Annotated in this window: 15 protein-coding genes; 6 read left to right on the top strand and 9 right to left on the bottom strand. The window is 61.9% G+C overall.

The genetic code is table 11. The annotated features are described in order from the left end of the window. Window positions 1-25 precede the first annotated feature (25 nt). The 4 genes from IPM54_21895 to IPM54_21880 form a co-directional block, all read right to left on the bottom strand. Window positions 26-997, bottom strand: a complete 972-nt coding sequence (locus IPM54_21895; GenBank protein MBK9262443.1) for a general secretion pathway protein GspC — start codon at window positions 995-997, stop codon at window positions 26-28. A 310-nt stretch (window positions 998-1307) separates the two neighbouring features. Next, window positions 1308-2717: a sigma-54-dependent Fis family transcriptional regulator gene (locus IPM54_21890; GenBank protein MBK9262442.1), complete on the bottom strand. Its 1410-nt coding sequence runs from the start codon at window positions 2715-2717 to the stop codon at window positions 1308-1310. Window positions 2718-2779: 62 nt separating this feature from the next. Next, window positions 2780-3226 (bottom strand): hypothetical protein, encoded by a 447-nt coding sequence (locus IPM54_21885; protein ID MBK9262441.1) that lies wholly within the window; start codon window positions 3224-3226, stop codon window positions 2780-2782. Then, window positions 3223-3612 carry a (2Fe-2S) ferredoxin domain-containing protein gene (locus IPM54_21880; GenBank protein ID MBK9262440.1) on the bottom strand — a complete coding sequence of 130 codons (390 nt, stop codon included), beginning with the start codon at window positions 3610-3612 and terminating at the stop codon, window positions 3223-3225. Before IPM54_21880 ends, IPM54_21885 begins: the two co-directional genes overlap by 4 nt. Before the next feature lie 174 nt (window positions 3613-3786). Between IPM54_21880 and IPM54_21875 the strand changes: the two genes are divergently transcribed. Together IPM54_21875 and bioA are read left to right on the top strand one after the other, a co-directional pair. Next, window positions 3787-5352 (top strand): hypothetical protein, encoded by a 1566-nt coding sequence (locus IPM54_21875; protein MBK9262439.1) that lies wholly within the window; start codon window positions 3787-3789, stop codon window positions 5350-5352. Window positions 5353-5358: 6 nt separating this feature from the next. Further along, a complete protein-coding gene (bioA, locus tag IPM54_21870; protein ID MBK9262438.1) occupies window positions 5359-6687 on the top strand; it encodes an adenosylmethionine--8-amino-7-oxononanoate transaminase in 1329 nt (442 codons plus the stop codon). 33 nt (window positions 6688-6720) lie between these two features. On the opposite strand, the gene IPM54_21865 is transcribed toward bioA, so the two are convergent. From IPM54_21865 to dnaX, 4 genes are read right to left on the bottom strand one after another with little or no spacing between them, the layout of a single operon-like run. Then, window positions 6721-7053, bottom strand: a complete 333-nt coding sequence (locus tag IPM54_21865; protein ID MBK9262437.1) for a peroxiredoxin family protein — start codon at window positions 7051-7053, stop codon at window positions 6721-6723. 3 nt (window positions 7054-7056) lie between these two features. Next, the gene (locus IPM54_21860) at window positions 7057-7188 is read right to left on the bottom strand and encodes a redoxin domain-containing protein (protein MBK9262436.1); all 132 of its coding nucleotides are present in this window, start codon (window positions 7186-7188) and stop codon (window positions 7057-7059) included. Between the two features lie 45 nt (window positions 7189-7233). Then, entirely contained in the window at window positions 7234-8562 is a 1329-nt protein-coding gene (locus IPM54_21855; protein MBK9262435.1) for a hypothetical protein, read from the bottom strand. 59 nt (window positions 8563-8621) lie between these two features. Next, entirely contained in the window at window positions 8622-10538 is a 1917-nt protein-coding gene (gene dnaX, locus IPM54_21850) for a DNA polymerase III subunit gamma/tau (GenBank protein ID MBK9262434.1), read from the bottom strand. Window positions 10539-10698: 160 nt separating this feature from the next. Here dnaX and IPM54_21845 point away from each other — a divergent pair, with 160 nt between their 5' ends. From IPM54_21845 to IPM54_21830, 4 genes are read left to right on the top strand one after another with little or no spacing between them, the layout of a single operon-like run. Then, window positions 10699-11022, top strand: a complete 324-nt coding sequence (locus IPM54_21845) for a YbaB/EbfC family nucleoid-associated protein (GenBank protein ID MBK9262433.1) — start codon at window positions 10699-10701, stop codon at window positions 11020-11022. A gap of 44 nt (window positions 11023-11066) precedes the next feature. Beyond that, window positions 11067-11684: a recombination protein RecR gene (gene recR, locus IPM54_21840; protein ID MBK9262432.1), complete on the top strand. Its 618-nt coding sequence runs from the start codon at window positions 11067-11069 to the stop codon at window positions 11682-11684. 26 nt (window positions 11685-11710) lie between these two features. Then, window positions 11711-12103: a RidA family protein gene (locus tag IPM54_21835; protein MBK9262431.1), complete on the top strand. Its 393-nt coding sequence runs from the start codon at window positions 11711-11713 to the stop codon at window positions 12101-12103. Beyond that, entirely contained in the window at window positions 12100-14256 is a 2157-nt protein-coding gene (locus IPM54_21830; GenBank protein ID MBK9262430.1) for a hypothetical protein, read from the top strand. Before IPM54_21835 ends, IPM54_21830 begins: the two co-directional genes overlap by 4 nt. Before the next feature lie 50 nt (window positions 14257-14306). On the opposite strand, the gene IPM54_21825 is transcribed toward IPM54_21830, so the two are convergent. Beyond that, a complete protein-coding gene (locus tag IPM54_21825) occupies window positions 14307-15185 on the bottom strand; it encodes an aminotransferase class IV (GenBank protein ID MBK9262429.1) in 879 nt (292 codons plus the stop codon). Window positions 15186-15204: the final 19 nt, after the last annotated feature.

Raw genomic sequence — 15204 nt, 5'->3', positions numbered from 1 at the left:
CCCGTAGAATGTAGCAGCATTCGGATCATTTGATGTTGAAATCGATGGTCATCGGCTTGCCGCGACGATTGACCGTGACCGAAAGTTTGTCCGCACTTCGCAGTCGAGCGTATGCCTCGAGCGCTTTTTGCGGATCGCTCATCTCAAAACCATTGATACTTTGCAATCGATCGCCATTTTCGAGTCCGAGCGTACCGAGAAGCGAATCGGGACGTAATCCGAAGAGACGGATACCCACGATTTTGTCACCCTCTTTTTCGGGCACGATACGGGCCGACTTCATGAGCTCGCCCTGATTTTCCAAAACTTGATCGACCAGTGATCGTTCGATGTCGAATTGTGTTTCGCTGACTTTATGAATTTTCGCCGCCATGTCGGCCGGGATCTTGGCGGCACCACGACCGGCTTTGCGGGTCTTCGACGGAGCAGCAGGAGCCGGAGCCGCAGCCGCCACCTTTTTCTCGCCATGCACCTGCAACTGACATCGCGAGTTGCCTTGAATGAGCCACACGCGATCCCAACCAATCCAATGCACGGTGTGTCCACCCACGTCGTCGCCTCGACGACGAAGCTGCGACTTTCCATCGGATCCCGCAATCGCCGCAAATGACCAATCGGGATCGTCCGATTGAGTAATGAGCAAACATGTTGCAACGTCGCAAATGGGGTCATTGTACGGATTGCTGGTATCGACTGGCTCGTCTTCGGCGCTCGGTAATGCGACGGATTGGCTGGTGCCATCGAGCGGACCCGTGACGGAATCGAATGGATTACGCGCCAATATGGGCGCCGCATTGCTGGATCGCTCGGGACCGGACGGAGCGTTCGCTCCACCACTCTTTGGCGCAGGCGGCGGAGGCGGCATCGCGGAGGGATCGAGCAAAACGTTGCCTGCGACGAGTTGGCCCATGCCAGACGCCTGAAAATATGCCGCCGCTGCAACGAGAACGCAGATGACGACGGGAAAGTATCGCTTGAGGATCGCGTCGAGTCCCATGGGGCCGCCAGGCTGGAAGCGAGAGTCGTGCCAGCCGACACGAGTTAGGTTTTAAGGGCAGATTTTAGCACGAAAAAGCCTGGATCGACAAGGTGGCGCAGCACGAAGGTCGGGGGCGGTAGACATTGCCAATTTGACAACCGGATTTTTTGGGGGCTGGGGTACTGGATGTTTTGAAAGCGGGCCTGGAGTTGGAAGCTCGCTTCGCGCGTGTAGGACACGCGCTCGCGAGAGTTGGTTCACATTGGGGGGCCCGAGGCTCGGCCCCCCCAACCCCCCCGATTTGTCCATATTCCAAACTGAATGTTGCTCATGTTTCGATTTCTCCCAATTTCCGATAAATCGTGCGCGTTGAAATGCCGAGGAGTTGCGCGGCAACGGACTTGTCACCTTTGGCATATTGCAGGGTTTCGCGAATGAGGCGACGCTCCACTTCATCGAGGGGCGTACCAACGGAAAACGTAATGGGCCCAGGTGCCGCTTGACTCGTCTCACGAATGGGCTCGGGTAGGTCGTCGAGGGAAAGCTTGTCACCACGGCATAAAACCGCTGCACGCTCGACAATATTCTCGAGCTCGCGAACATTTCCAGGAAATGAGTAATCCGAAAGGCGCGCGACGACTTCACGAGGGCAATTCAGCCGCTCGCGATTGTTTTTGGCGCAATAAACGCCCAAAAAATGATCGACGAGCAAAGGAATATCTTCGCGACGCGCCCGGAGCGGAGGCACGGTGATCGCAATGACGTTCAAACGGTAAAAAAGATCCTCGCGGAATCGACCCGCCGCAATTTCAGCCCGAAGGTCCTTGTTGGTGGCCGCTACGATTCGCACGTCAGCTCGAACGGTATCGCCCCCAATCGGTTCGTATTCCCCCTCCTGAAGAACGCGAAGCAGTTTTACTTGAACGGACGGCGTAAGCTCGCCAATTTCATCGAGAAATAACGTTCCCCCGGAAGCTTTTGCAAATCGTCCGTCGCGACGAGCAAATGCACCCGTGAATGCTCCCCGTTCGTGACCGAAAAGCTCGGCTTCCAGGATGGTTTCGGGAATGGCGGAACAATTGACGGCGACGAATGGCGCAAACTTGCGCGCGCTGTGATCGTGAATGTATCGCGCAATGAGCTCCTTGCCCGTGCCACTTTCGCCCAACACCAATACCGTCGCCGACGAAGGAGCCGCTTGACTGGCTACATCGAGCACACGACGAAGCGCAGGACTCGAACCAATGATTTCGCGCTTCGTCAGCAAGGATAATTCTTTTTTGAGCGAACGGTTTTCCGCCACGAGCGAACGACGTTCGGCCGCCTTGCGCACGCTCTTGATGATCGTCATGCGCTTCAATGGTTTTTCCACGAAATCATACGCGCCCTCGCGCATGGCCTGCACCGCCGTCTCCACCGTGCCATACGCGGTCATCAATACGACTTCGGTGTCCGGCGATAACTGCTTGATGGCCCGGAGCAATTCAATGCCACTCGTGCCAGGCATCATCAGGTCCGTCAAAACGACCTCGACCCGGTGCGTGCGGAGCATATCGAGCGCCGCACGAGCACTCGATGCCGTGAGCACACGCAACCCATCACGCTGAAAAATCTTTTCGATCGAAGCCAAGTTCGACGGCTCGTCATCCACCACGAGCACCGTCGGCGCATCGGCAACCGCACCAGGCGCCGGATCCGAAGGCACCTGCGTCGAAGAGCCGGACAATTCGTCAGTCATGAGGACAAGATGTCACATGATCATGGGCATTGTCCAGGCTGTCTGAGAGGATTGTCAAACTGTCATGCTCTGGCCAACCGAAAACTTCGCAAAAATGTAAGCAAATCACTACGCGCATCGAAGCGGAGCAGCGCCACGGCTACTTCCGCCCCGTTTTCATCGATGATCGACCCGGGAAGCGCCGTCATGGTCTCGAGAAGCGCAAGCGGCGATACATCCTTCTGACCTTGGAACACATACCTTTTGTCATCGTCCCCGACAAACCGGAACCAATACGGAAGCTTTCCCGTTCGGAGCACATCCATGCCGAGGGTGCCGCGAACGTGCCTGTGGCTCGCGAGCCCTGGAGCGAACACTTCGCCTTCGATGTCGACTTCCGGGCGACGCAGAAAGCGCAAGAGCGGCGGGCTCTTCGCGTGGATCGTGAACGACATGGGACGCTCTTCGTCGGGTTTGTCCACGAAGTGATACGCCCCCGCCATCGTCTCCCAGAATTCGAAACCGCTCATGACGAACCCCCTTCGGATGGCGCTTTTGTCTGCATCGGAAGCGGACGACCGGCCGTGGCTTCATCGAATTCGTTGGCACTCAAAACAAGCTCGTCGACACGTTCGCCTTTCGCGAGGGCTTCGGCGATGCGTGGAACGTCCGCCAAGGTGACGCGACCGTAGAAGTAACCGTCCGGTTCGACGGCGATGGTCGGGCCGGCCCAGCAAACGTCGAGGCAGCTCGACGTGCATGCGCGCACTTCGGTACGAGCAAGGCCGCGCGCTTGCAGCTCTGCCTTCAACGCCGCGTGAACCTCAACGGAACCTCGGGCAGCACATGAGCCCTTCGGCGTGCCGTCGGGCCGGCGGTTGACACAGACGAATAGGTAACGTTTGCGTTGAGGCACGAGGGCGAGCGTGATGCTTGCGAGAGCGGGGGTCAACATCGCTCGACGGGGGAAAAATTCGCTTGTCGGGCCATTGTCCGGCGCGCATGCTTTGCTCCGTAATCGAGCGATTTGACGACCTTTCGGCCAAGGCGGCCGCGGGCGAAAAGCTCGACGACCGAGAAAGCGTCTGACGTGCACGCGCACTCGTTTGCCGGATTTCTGAGCGCATGGGTGGTCGCGTACGTCGCGATCACTGCGTTCTGTTTGTCCACACGACGCGGACGAAAGCGCGAAACGGAATTCCTTTTGTTCGGGATCTTCTGCACGGCGCTCACCGTGCACACGGGTGGCGCAGTCGCGCTGCACGTGACGCGCTCGCCGGATGCCCTGCAGGTCGCGCTCGCGGTGTCGGAGTTTGGTCGCGCCATGGCAGCGGCGTGTCTCGTGCACGTGGTCGCTCAGCTCGCGCAGGTGCAGTTGCGAAAACGCGCGCTCGTCGGCAACTACGGGATCGCGTTTGCCCTGGGAGCTGCAAGCGCAGTCGACGCGCTGTCGAGCAAGCCCACGGAAATCGATGCTCCCGTGGAAGTGCTCGGTCTGCGCCTGTTCGAGGTCGCGGTGAAGACGCGACTGGTCGACACGGCCGTATCGATGCTGGTGCTCGCGGCCGCATGTTTTGCCATCACGGTGCTGATTCGTTCCGCGCTGCGAGGTCGACGGGATTTGCTTCCGTCGATGTGGGGCGCAACGGCGTTCTTCTTCAGCGCGCTCTACGATGTCTCTCGAGGGATGAGTAGTCAGGACAAACCACTGACGATTCCCTACGGATACGCGGCGTTCGTGATGGGCGTCGTCATGTCGCTGCTAACGCGCTACGTCACGTTGCGCCTGCGTCTGGAAGACCGCGCGGTGGAGCTGAAGAAGCGATCAGCGGAGCTCGCGCGATCGTACGACGAGCTTCGTGCGGCGCAGGCCGAGATCGTTCGCAAGGAACAATTGGCAGCGGTGGGCGAGCTGTCTGCGGTGATCGCGCATGAAGTGCGCAACCCGCTTGCGATCATCACGAACGCCGTCGCAACGCTGCGACGCGAAGGACTCGCCGAAGACGATCGCCAAACGCTGCTCGGAATCCTCGACGAAGAGGCCTTCCGCCTGAATCGGCTCGTGGGCGATTTGCTCGTGTACACGAGGCCCGTGCGTTGCAACAGGCAGTCGGTCTCGGCGCGAGAAATCATCGATCGAGCCTTGGCGCTCACGCAGGGAAAAACCGACCTTCACGTGAAACTCGTCGAAGACGAGCCTACGAAACAAATCCACGCCGACCCGATGCTGCTCAGGCAAGTGTTCGAGAACATCGTGAACAACGCGATGCAGGCGATGCCGGGCGGCGGATCGCTCACCGTAGCGGTGAAGTCGCACGCGGAGAACGAGGTGCCGGGTATCGAGGTTTCGTTCGTGGACACGGGCGAAGGCATGGACACGGCGGTACGAGATCGCGCGTTCGATCCATTCTTCACGACGCGCGCGACGGGCACGGGACTCGGTTTGGCCATCGTGGCGCGCATCGTGAACGCGCACGGGGGCAGGCTGCAGATCATCAGTGAAGAGGGCACCGGAACCGAAGTGCGCGTGTTCCTTCCACACCACGGCGAACCATCGCCGACGAGGCGATCCATTCCTCCAGAACCGATCCGATCGAGCTCGCTGCCGCCCATGCCTGCCGAGCTTCGACACGCGATATCGATCAAGAAGACCTGAGAGCAGATGAAAAACGCAACGACTCGAGCCGACATCGTGCGTGCGGACAAGACGTACGTTTGGCACCCGTACACGTCGATGGATCGTTACGTGGCGGAGGTGGATCCGCTGGTGATTCATCGAGCAGAAGGTTCACGCCTGTACGATGTGGACGGGACAAACTACATCGACGGCAACTCGAGCTGGTGGGTCGCGACGCTTGGACACAACCATCCGCGTCTGGTTCGAGCGCTGTCCGCGCAAGCGGAGCTTTTGTGTCACACGTCGCTTGCAGGAGTGACGCACGAGAACGCCGCGCTGCTAGCGGAAGAGCTGGTGCGCGTCGCGCCGCGAGGGCTCGAAAAGGTTTTCTACAGCGACAACGGGTCGACGGCGATCGAGGCTGCACTGAAGCTGGCGCTGAAGTTTTGGCACAACGAAGGACAGTTCGAACGCAAACGATTCGTTGCGTTCGATGGAGCGTTTCACGGCGAAACGGTAGGAGCGTCGAGCTTGTGCGGAGTCGACGTTTTTCGGCGGCCGTTTGCCGGTGTGTTGCTCGACTGCATCTTCGTCCCACCGCCGCAGCACGCGGATGCTTCGGACGATGCAAGCTATGCGCGCGCTTTCGATGCGCTGGAACGGTTGGTGCACGAAGGGAAAAACTCCATCGCTGCGGTGGTGCTGGAGCCGCTGGTGCAAGGTGCCGCGGGGATGCGGATGTACGACGCGGCGTATCTGAAGCACGCGCGTGAGGTGTGCGATCGATACGACGTGCTGCTCGTGATCGACGAAGTGTTCACGGGTTACGGACGTACGGGTGGGATGTGGGCATGTGACGCGGCGGGGATCTCGCCGGACATGATGTGCCTCGCGAAAGGCTTCACCGGAGGCGTATTGCCCATGTCCGCAACGATGACGAACGCACGCGTGTTCGACGCCTTCTTGGGAGCACCGGAGCGCGCGTTTCATCACGGGCATTCGTACTGCGGCAATCCCCTTGGGGCAGCCGTTGCGCGCGAGGTGCTGCGTGTTTTTCAAGACGAACGCATCATCGAACGTGCCGCACCGAAGGCAGCTCGCATCGCGGCAGCGTTCGATGCGATGCGCAGCATCTCGGGTGTCGTGCGAAGTCGATCGCTCGGCATGATCGGAGCGCTCGATGTGTCGTCCGACGCGAGTTATCTAGGCGGTATCGGTTGGCGCGTGTATGCGGAGGCGCGCAAGCGTGGGGCTTACCTGCGGCCGCTGGGAGACGTGGTGTACGTGGCTCCTCCCGTGAACATCACAGACGAGGATCTGGAAACGCTCCTGCGGATCGTTTCGGAGAGCCTCGATGCTGCGATGAACACCTGAGGTTGTCCTGACAACCGATTGACTCCGACAAACTCAACTGGCTTTTCGTTTGGATGCAAGGTCGCGCATGAGGGCGATCGCATCGTCGACGTGTTTGTGCGGGAGCAGTTCGTAATTGAAGACGCCGCGCACGATGCCCTTGTCGTCGATGACGAACGTGACGCGCCGGTCGAGGCCGATGATGGGCCAGAGGACGCCGTAGGCCTTGGCGATGCGTTTGTCCGAGTCACCGATCATGGGAAATTCGACGTTCAGGGACTTGGCGAAGTCGCATTGCGTGCCGTGTTTGTCGGTGGACACGCCGATGACTTCGCCGCCGAGAGCGACGATTTCTTTGTATGCGTCGCGAAACCGCGCCGCCTCGATCGTTCACCCCGACGTGAATGCTTTGGGGAAAAAGTAGAGGACGACGATCTTGCCGCGCAGTTTGGCGAGGCTGATTGGCTCGCCGGTCGTCGCAGGCGCATCGAATGCAGGAGCGGGTTGCCCAACGCTGATCATGGGTCGCGAGCCTAGCAGCGCATGTGCGATACGCCTAGGAGCGGGTCAGCGGCCGCGGCGGCTCCGCTTGCGACCGAGAGCAACGAGGACCGAGCATGCAGCGAGCAGTCCGGCTGCGGTTTGTCCGGGCGATGTTGCGATGCCGCACGTGCATCCTCCGGTGCCCCTGTACTCGGGCGGCGTGCCGCTGCTGCTCGAGGAGCTGCTGCTCGACGTGACGATGCCGCAGGCGGATTGATCGACGCCGAGTGTTGCTGCAAGAGGCGGCCAACTCGCTTCGCACTCGGTCTTCGTCGCTGCACCCGATGGGCAGGCGAGCGGACAGATTTCGGCGAGCTTGTAGATGCCGGAGAAGGTTTTTCCTTCATCCGTCGACAGTCCCACGGTGAACTTGTCGACGAACTCGTTCGCGCACGTGTAGAGGCCTGCGTTCGTCCACGTGAGGCACCTCGACTGCACGGAGCTGACTTTTTGAAACGCGAGATCGACGACGCTCGCCGAATGAATGCCGTCGACGGGACTGCCGATCACGACGCGCGAGCCATCGGGGGAAAGGGCAAAGCCCAGCAAGTCGCTGGCGGTGCTGAAGACTTCGGTGAAGGTCTGCGCGCCATCGTCGCTGACGAGGAGCCGATCGGTATCGGTTCCGCTGAGACGAACGTAGACTCGATCGGGGTTTGTCGGGTCAACCCCGGCGATGTAAGGGACGTCTTTGGCATACGCGGCGTCGAAGAAGGTTCGCGTCCACGTTTTGCCTCGATCATTCGTTCGTTCGATGGCCGGTGCGTACACCTTTCCGACGATTCCGCTGACGTAGACGCGATCGGTATTGGAAGGAGCAACGTCGACGGTGAGCGCGATCATGTCGCTCGTGATGGACGTGCCTGCTTGTGTCCACGTGACGCCGTTGTCGTTCGTTTCCGCCAGAATGACGTGGAAGCCCGTGCCCATGCCGGTGGACGTGATGGCGACGGCGCGAGAAGGTTCGTCACGATGAACCGACACATCGATGACGTATTCGCTTTCGAGTGGCGCGCCCGCGAATGCCCACGAGCAGCCTCGATCGTGCGTGACGCTGAGACCTTCGAAGATGCCGGCGAGAACGCTGCCATCGGCGAGCACACCGATGGCTGGATCTTGCGTGCCGCCGTAACCGATGGCGCCTTCGCAAATCCAGCCCCACGTGCCTCCTGCGTCGGAGCTGTCGAGGATGCCGTAGGTGGTGCGTAGAACGATGTGTGAAGGGTCCTGAGGATCGACGACGAGTTGATCGGCGAGGGGAAACCGACCGTTCGCTTGGGACGAAGTTGGAGCAAGAAAGCAAAGCGCGGCGAGTGCTGCGCCGATGAAAGAGACGAGACGACGTGCACGCATGGGCATGAATCGAACGGGGCTGATGCGGCTACGTCAAGCGCTGTCGATGCACGAACAGGTCAACGTGACATGCCAATGTCGGCCGCATCGTCCTGGGCAAGACGGACGTCGCGCAGTTCTGCCCCGAGAAGCTCGATGGCCGCTGTTACGAGCGGATGATTGGCAATTGCGCGACGAGCGGATTCGAGGCGTGACTTGCGCTCGGCGCTGTCGAGTTGAGCGATGGTCGCAAGGCCACTCATCGGAGCAACGGATTCGAATGTGACGTCGGGCCTGCCGCCGAAGTGCGTGGCGAGGGCACTGCGCAGAATCTCTTGGGCGAGTGGTTCTTGCGCTTGTTTGGACAGAAACGTATCGCCTTCGAAACCGAGCGTGAGGCGGTCGGGGCCGATATGCAGGAGCACCGCGTGTTCGAGAACGGACGCGAGCGCGGGGCGTTTGTCACGGACGATGTCGAGGACGGCGCGGAACAAGCCGAGGTCCGTGTTGCCTGCGGTTTTCCCGTTTGTCGGAGCCGGCGCGTTCGTACCTACGTTTGCCGAAACGTTTGAGGGCAAACTGGTCGCCTTGGGAGGCGGAGGGTTTGTCCTGGGGCGCTGAGGAGCAGGTTGCGGCGCAGAGGAAGTGGCGAACGAGGGAGCCGTGAACGTCGCAACGGGCGCTGATGGCGGCACGGCTGCGGACGCAGGTGGTGCGAAGGTTGCAGCGGGCGCGGGATCAGCGGATGCGCGACGCATGGGAGGCGGAGCGGCTCCGCCCGAGTTACGGTGGGGCATCGCGCCACCTGGGCCTGCAGGCGCTGCGCCGCCTCCACCGCCTTTGAGCAAGCTTGCCTCGAGCGCGGTGATGCGTTGAAGCAGCTCGTCGACGGGCAAGAGCGGCGGGCGACGAGCGAGCCTGACGAGCACCATCTCGAATGCGGCACGAGGCTGGCCGCTGCGAATGATGTCGTCGAAGCTTCGGGAAAAGCCTTGGTGCAAACGCGTCAGGTCATCCGCATCGGCTCGTTTTGCAAGAGCGAGGACATCGGTAGCTTCGCTGTCGGCGAGATCGAGGATGCCTGCGGGGTCCTTGGAGACTTTCGCGACGACGAGGTCACGCAGGTGCGCAAGGAAGTCACGCGCAACGTGGGGCAAGTCGTAGCCTTGTTGTGCGAGGTCGTGGATCGTGCGCAGGCAGGCGTGCGCATCGCCATCGACGAGGGCCGCGGCGAGGCCATGCAAGACGGACCTGTCGGCGACACCGAGGACGCGTGCGACGCCTTCGGCCGTGAGTTTGTCCCCGTCGATGCCGACCCAAGCGAGGACCTGATCGAGCAGGCTCATTCCATCGCGCATGCTGCCCGCGGCTTCGCGAGCGATGATGGAGAGCGCGGCGTCTTCGAAGGCGACTTTTTCTTGTTCCAAGACGAACTTGAGACGTGCGGCGACGGCTTGCGCGCTGATTAGTTTGAAGTCGTAACGTTGGCAGCGGCTGAGGATGGTGACGGGGATTTTGTGGACTTCCGTCGTGGCGAAGATGAACTTCACATGGGGCGGCGGTTCCTCGAGGGTCTTGAGAAACGCGTTCCATGCGTTGTTCGAGAGCATGTGAACTTCGTCGACGACGAAGATTTTGAACCGGTCGCGTTGTGGCCGATACGGAAGGCTTTCTTGGAGCCTTCGGACGTCGTCGACGCCGGTGTAGCTGGCGCCGTCGATCTCTTGGACGTCCACGTCGCTACCCGCGGTGATCTCGACGCAAGCAGAGCACGTTTGACAAGGCGTCGCGGTGGGGCCTTTTTCGCAGTTGAGCGACTTGGCGAGGATGCGGGCGCTGGTCGTCTTGCCTACGCCACGAACACCCGTGAACAAAAAGGCGTGCGCGACGCGGTTTCTGGCAATCGCGTTGGCCAGAGTGGTGGAGACATGACCCTGACCAACGAGATCCTCGAACGATTGCGGCCTGTATTTACGCGCGAGGACGACGTAGCTCATGCGTGCGTTCGACTAGCAGATCAAAGCGCGCGCGTCGCCTTCGAGCGCATCCATGGATGGGTTCGTTTTGGGAGGGCGGGTCGGGCAAGAGGCACTTCGTGCATGAGTCCGTGGATCCGGCCTTGCCGTCGGGACGACTTCACGGCATACACGCGGCTTCATGCAATTTCGCGGTGGAATGAACGAGCTGGTCCGCCAAGCGGCCCGGATGCAGCGAAAAATCGACCAAGTGAAGGCCGGCATCAAGGACCACGAGGTCACGGCGACTGCCGGCTCGGACAAGGTCTCGGTCACGGTCACTTGTGAAGGCAAGATCCGAAAGATCACGATCGATCCGGAGTTTCTTGCTTCCGAGGGGCTCGAGATGTCGCTCGACTTGGCAGTGGCTGCGGCAAACTCGGCGCTCGAGCAGGCGGACAAACTTGTCGAAGCCGAAATCTCGAAAGTGACGGGGGGCCTGAAGATTCCGGGCATTCAAACGTAGTGGCGACAGTGCGCGCGTCATCGTACGTGTCTCGCGCCGCTTCCGTGCCCGAACGGCTCACTCGCGTCGTGCAGACATTTGCTCGTCTACCTGGCGTGGGAGAGAAGACCGCTCAGCGGTTTGCCCTGTACTTGGCGACGTCGGACGAGAGCATCGCGCGGGAGCTGGGCCGTGAGCTTTCGGCGCTGCGCGATCACGTGCGGCCGTGCGAACGCTGCGGGAACATCGCGGAAGCGGCCGAGCCGGACACGATGGCTCGATGTGCAGTTTGCCAAGACGAACGACGTGATCGCACGCTATTGTGCGTGGTGGCTCGAGTGCAAGATCTGCTCGCGATAGAACGAAGCGGTGCGATGCGCGGAAAATACTTCGTGCTGGGGCGTCTTTTGTCGCCGCTCGATGGTATTTCCGCCGAAGATCTGCCGCTCGAGGCGCTACGAAAAATCGTGCTGGATCCGGAAGGTCCCGTGACGGAGGTGCTGGTTGCGACGCCGCCCTCGGTCGATGGTGAAGCGACGGCGCTGTTCATTGCGCGGGAATTGACGCCGCTCGGTGTAAAAGTGACGCGCATCGCGAGCGGTGTGCCTCATGGCGGTGATCTCGAATTTGCCGATCAAGTGACGCTTGGTCGGGCCATCGAGGGGCGCAAGAGTTTTGGTTGAACGATGGGACGAGGAGGATTGAGGGGATGCTGAAAACCATCGTGTCGACTGATCGCGCTCCGGCGGCCATTGGTCCCTATTCGCAAGCCGTTCGCGTGGGGGATTTGGTTTTCTGCAGCGGTCAGATCGCGATCGATCCGAAGACGGGCGAGTTTGTCTCGGGAGGGATCGAAGCGCAGACCGAGCGCGTTCTTGCAAACTTGGAGGCGGTGCTCTCTGCCGCCGGCGCGACGTGGCAAGACGTCGTGCGAACAACGATTTACCTGGTCGACCTCGGCGATTTTGCGGTCGTCAATCGGATCTATGGCGAAGCCGTAGGGTCGGTGCCGCCCGCAAGAGCGACGGTTCAAGTGGCGGCGTTGCCGAAGGGCGCCGCTGTCGAAATCGATGCCATTGCCCACGTTGGAGCCTCGAAATGACCACCAAGGACGATGGGGACAACCCCGAGAAGCGGACTCGAAGGATCGTCCGCTCGGCCAATACGCGCGAACGTGCCCCTGAAGGGACGCCGAGCGAAGGAGCCGCACCCGCCCAGGCCAAACCGGCCGACGAGGCCAAACCCGAGGCGACGCCGAAGCCTCCGGAAGGTGCGGCTCCCGCAGTGACGGCGGGGGATGCGCCCGCTGCAGCGGGTGGAGCGCCTGGAGCTGCGCCCGGTGCGCCGCGAAGCCCTCGTGTTTTTGGGCGCTCTGGACCGCGACCGAGTGGAGCTCGGCCGGGTGGCCCAAGTGGCGCTCGACCAGGCCCTGGCGGACCGAGGCCCGGGGGACCAAGGCCGGGCGGACCGCGCCCACCGAGGCCACCGCGCATCGATGGCGCGCGTGCCGAAGAAGGTATGCGCCCGCGTCCGGGGCCGAATGCAGCACGTTCCGCGATGGGACCGCGACCTCGACCGCCGGCGGGCGAAGGGGAAGCGCGGCCCGAAGGTGATCGTCCGCCGCGATTCGACCGTGGACCGCGGCCGGATCGTGGACCGCGGCCCGACCGTGGACCGAGGCCTGACCGTGGACCGCGGCCGGAAGGAGCTGCGGCCGGCGAGCGTGGACCGCGGCCCGACCGTGGACCGCGGCCTGACCGTGGACCGAGGCCCGACCGCGGGCCGCGACCGGATCATCGTGGACCGCGACCGGATGCTGCGGCGAGACCTTCCACTGCAGGTGCAGCGGCTCCCGCTGCGAAGCCGGCAGTTCCGCAACAAGCAGCGAAGCCGGCCATTCCGGCAGCGAAGCCGTCAGCGCCCGCAAAGCCGGCGCAGAACATCGTGACGATCATCGCGCCTCCGCCGAAAGCAAGTGCACCGCGCGTCGCAGCGAACAAGCCTGCGCTCACGGCAAAAGAAGCTCTCGCGGCAAAAGCAAAGGCTGCGCAGGCGAAGGGGCCGAAAGCAGCGGTTCGTACGGACGAACCCGCGCCGGCAGCGGTGGAAACGCCTGCCTTCGATCAAGCCGACCTCACGGCGACGTGGGATGCGGCCATCGAAGCAGCTCGCAAGGCGGGTGATCGCGCATCGGCGCTCGTCGATGCGTGGCTCGCTGGATCGAACGTCGAAGCGATCGCAGCGGTCGCCGATGCGGATGCGGCTCCGAATGTAGCGCGCAAAGCCGCACGTCGTGCGCTCAACGTGCTGAAGTCGCGCGGGACGGCGATCCCGACGAAGCCGCGTGTTGCACGTATCGACTCGCGCGCCGAAGTGGCGCTCGAAGCGACGTTCTTGCCGCCCGATTCGAGCGGAACGACCGCGATTTCCATCACGAGCCGCGATGCCAGCGGTCGCTATCACTTGGCCGAAGTCATCGTTCGCGAAAACGTCGGCATCGTGAATGCGGGCAGCGCGTGGCTCAGCGGATCGCAACTGCGTGAAGGTCGCGCACGAGCGCTCGAAGGCCTCGGCGTTGCACCGGTGCAGGTGCCCGTCGATTGGGCGCGCGCGCGAATTGCGGCAGCGAAGAAGCAAAACGCGGCGTCGGGGCGCATCCTTCCACTGGGCCTCGAAGGCTGCCAAGAGCTGATCGAGCCGGCACCGGAAGCAGCACCGACGCATCCGGTCGCGGACCTCGAAGAGCAGGTCACGAGCGAGCTTGCTTCGGCACGCACGGCAGGTTCGGACTCGCTGCACGGGGAGCCCGAATTCCGATCATGGTTGCCGGATCGCGGCACGCTCGAGGATCTGCTTCAGCGCCTCGGTCAACGACTTGGCCCGCAAAGCACGCAGGATCAGCAATTCGTGAACACGGCGCTGCGCGAAGAAATGGAAAGCTCGACGGACCGTTTCTTCTCGCCCGAGGTTCGTAACGTGGTGGCCGCGCGCATGCAGGATGCAGCCATTTCGGTGCGCGCGCGCAAAGGCAACGAACGGGCTCTCGACGTGCTCGCAGTCGCGCGAGCGATACGCGAAGCGGGGCTCATCACGTCGCCGCCGCGCGAGATCCCCTTCCTCGTCGCGTTCATGGACAAGGGCATCAGCCTGCTGGCGCATCAGGGCGGTGGTTCTCTGCGCATTCCGATGGCAGCACCGGCCCCGCAAGCGCCGGCAGCACCTCCATCCGACGAATCAGCCCAAACGGCGGGCTGAGCTTCACAAGCGGTGCCTACGCAAGGGGGTGCTCCGCGCACCCCCGCCGCTCATCCTTCCCAGGGCAGCGGGGCGTTTTCGAGCCCCACCATTTTACGAAATGCGGTGTGCAGCGCGCGTGTCGTTGGTCCGGGTTTGGCATTCCCAACCGGCACGCCGTCCACGCGTACAACAGGCAGGATTTCGCGCATGCTCGACGAGAGAAACACTTCGTCTGCGGTCGCCAGATCCGCTGGAACGAGCAAAGAATAATCCACGGACAAACCAATCTGTGGTGCAATTTCGATGATTTTTGCTCGTGTAATTCCGAGCAAGATGCCTGCGTCATCGGGCGGCGTGACGATCGTTTGTCCTCGAACGATGAACACGTTCGATGTCGTGCCCTCCGTGACACGACCTTTCGTATCCAAAATGAGCGCCTCGTGCGCCCCGGTCTGACGCGCCACGCGCAGCGCCAACATGCCGCTGAGGTAATTGCCAACCTTGGCGCCATGCGCCGCATCCGAAGCACGCTCGGTCCGATACGTGATCACCGAAACGCCATCGCGGTACATCGCAGCAGGCAGCGGCGTCAGCGGCTCGACGAGGATCACGCGCAGCGGCCGCATGACATGCGCCGGATCGAGACCGAGTGGACCGGTTCCGCGCGTAATCATTACGCGCACGTAACATTCAGCGTTCCCCGCTGCGAAGATCGATCGCTCGATCTCAGCGGCAAGAACCGAGGGCTCGACGGGAAGCTGAATCCCTACGAGCTCGGAGGATCGCTCCAAGCGACGAACATGTTCATCGAGGGCGAAAGGCTTTCCCCCGTAGGTGCGTATCGTTTCGAAGACGCTGTCTCCGTAGAGAAACCCGCGATCGTAAACCGACACCCTGGCTTGATCCGGCCCGAGGATCTCGCCATCGACGCACGCCAATCGACTCATGGCGCAAGGATGATGCGGG

Source organism: Polyangiaceae bacterium (assembly GCA_016715885.1).
GTDB lineage: Bacteria > Myxococcota_A > Polyangia > Polyangiales > Polyangiaceae > Polyangium.
Note: the sequence above shows the minus strand (reverse complement) of the source record. Positions and strands in the feature narration are given on the sequence as shown.

Coding starts and splice junctions, on each gene's coding strand:
- IPM54_21895 (MBK9262443.1), bottom strand. CDS start 997: ATGGGACTCGACGCGATCCTCAAGCGATACTTTCCCGTCGTCATCTGC.
- IPM54_21890 (MBK9262442.1), bottom strand. CDS start 2,717: ATGACTGACGAATTGTCCGGCTCTTCGACGCAGGTGCCTTCGGATCCG.
- IPM54_21885 (MBK9262441.1), bottom strand. CDS start 3,226: ATGAGCGGTTTCGAATTCTGGGAGACGATGGCGGGGGCGTATCACTTC.
- bioA (MBK9262438.1), top strand. CDS start 5,359: ATGAAAAACGCAACGACTCGAGCCGACATCGTGCGTGCGGACAAGACG.
- IPM54_21860 (MBK9262436.1), bottom strand. CDS start 7,188: ATGATCAGCGTTGGGCAACCCGCTCCTGCATTCGATGCGCCTGCGACG.
- IPM54_21855 (MBK9262435.1), bottom strand. CDS start 8,562: ATGCGTGCACGTCGTCTCGTCTCTTTCATCGGCGCAGCACTCGCCGCG.
- dnaX (MBK9262434.1), bottom strand. CDS start 10,538: ATGAGCTACGTCGTCCTCGCGCGTAAATACAGGCCGCAATCGTTCGAG.
- IPM54_21845 (MBK9262433.1), top strand. CDS start 10,699: ATGCAATTTCGCGGTGGAATGAACGAGCTGGTCCGCCAAGCGGCCCGG.
- IPM54_21835 (MBK9262431.1), top strand. CDS start 11,711: ATGCTGAAAACCATCGTGTCGACTGATCGCGCTCCGGCGGCCATTGGT.
- IPM54_21830 (MBK9262430.1), top strand. CDS start 12,100: ATGACCACCAAGGACGATGGGGACAACCCCGAGAAGCGGACTCGAAGG.
- IPM54_21825 (MBK9262429.1), bottom strand. CDS start 15,185: ATGAGTCGATTGGCGTGCGTCGATGGCGAGATCCTCGGGCCGGATCAA.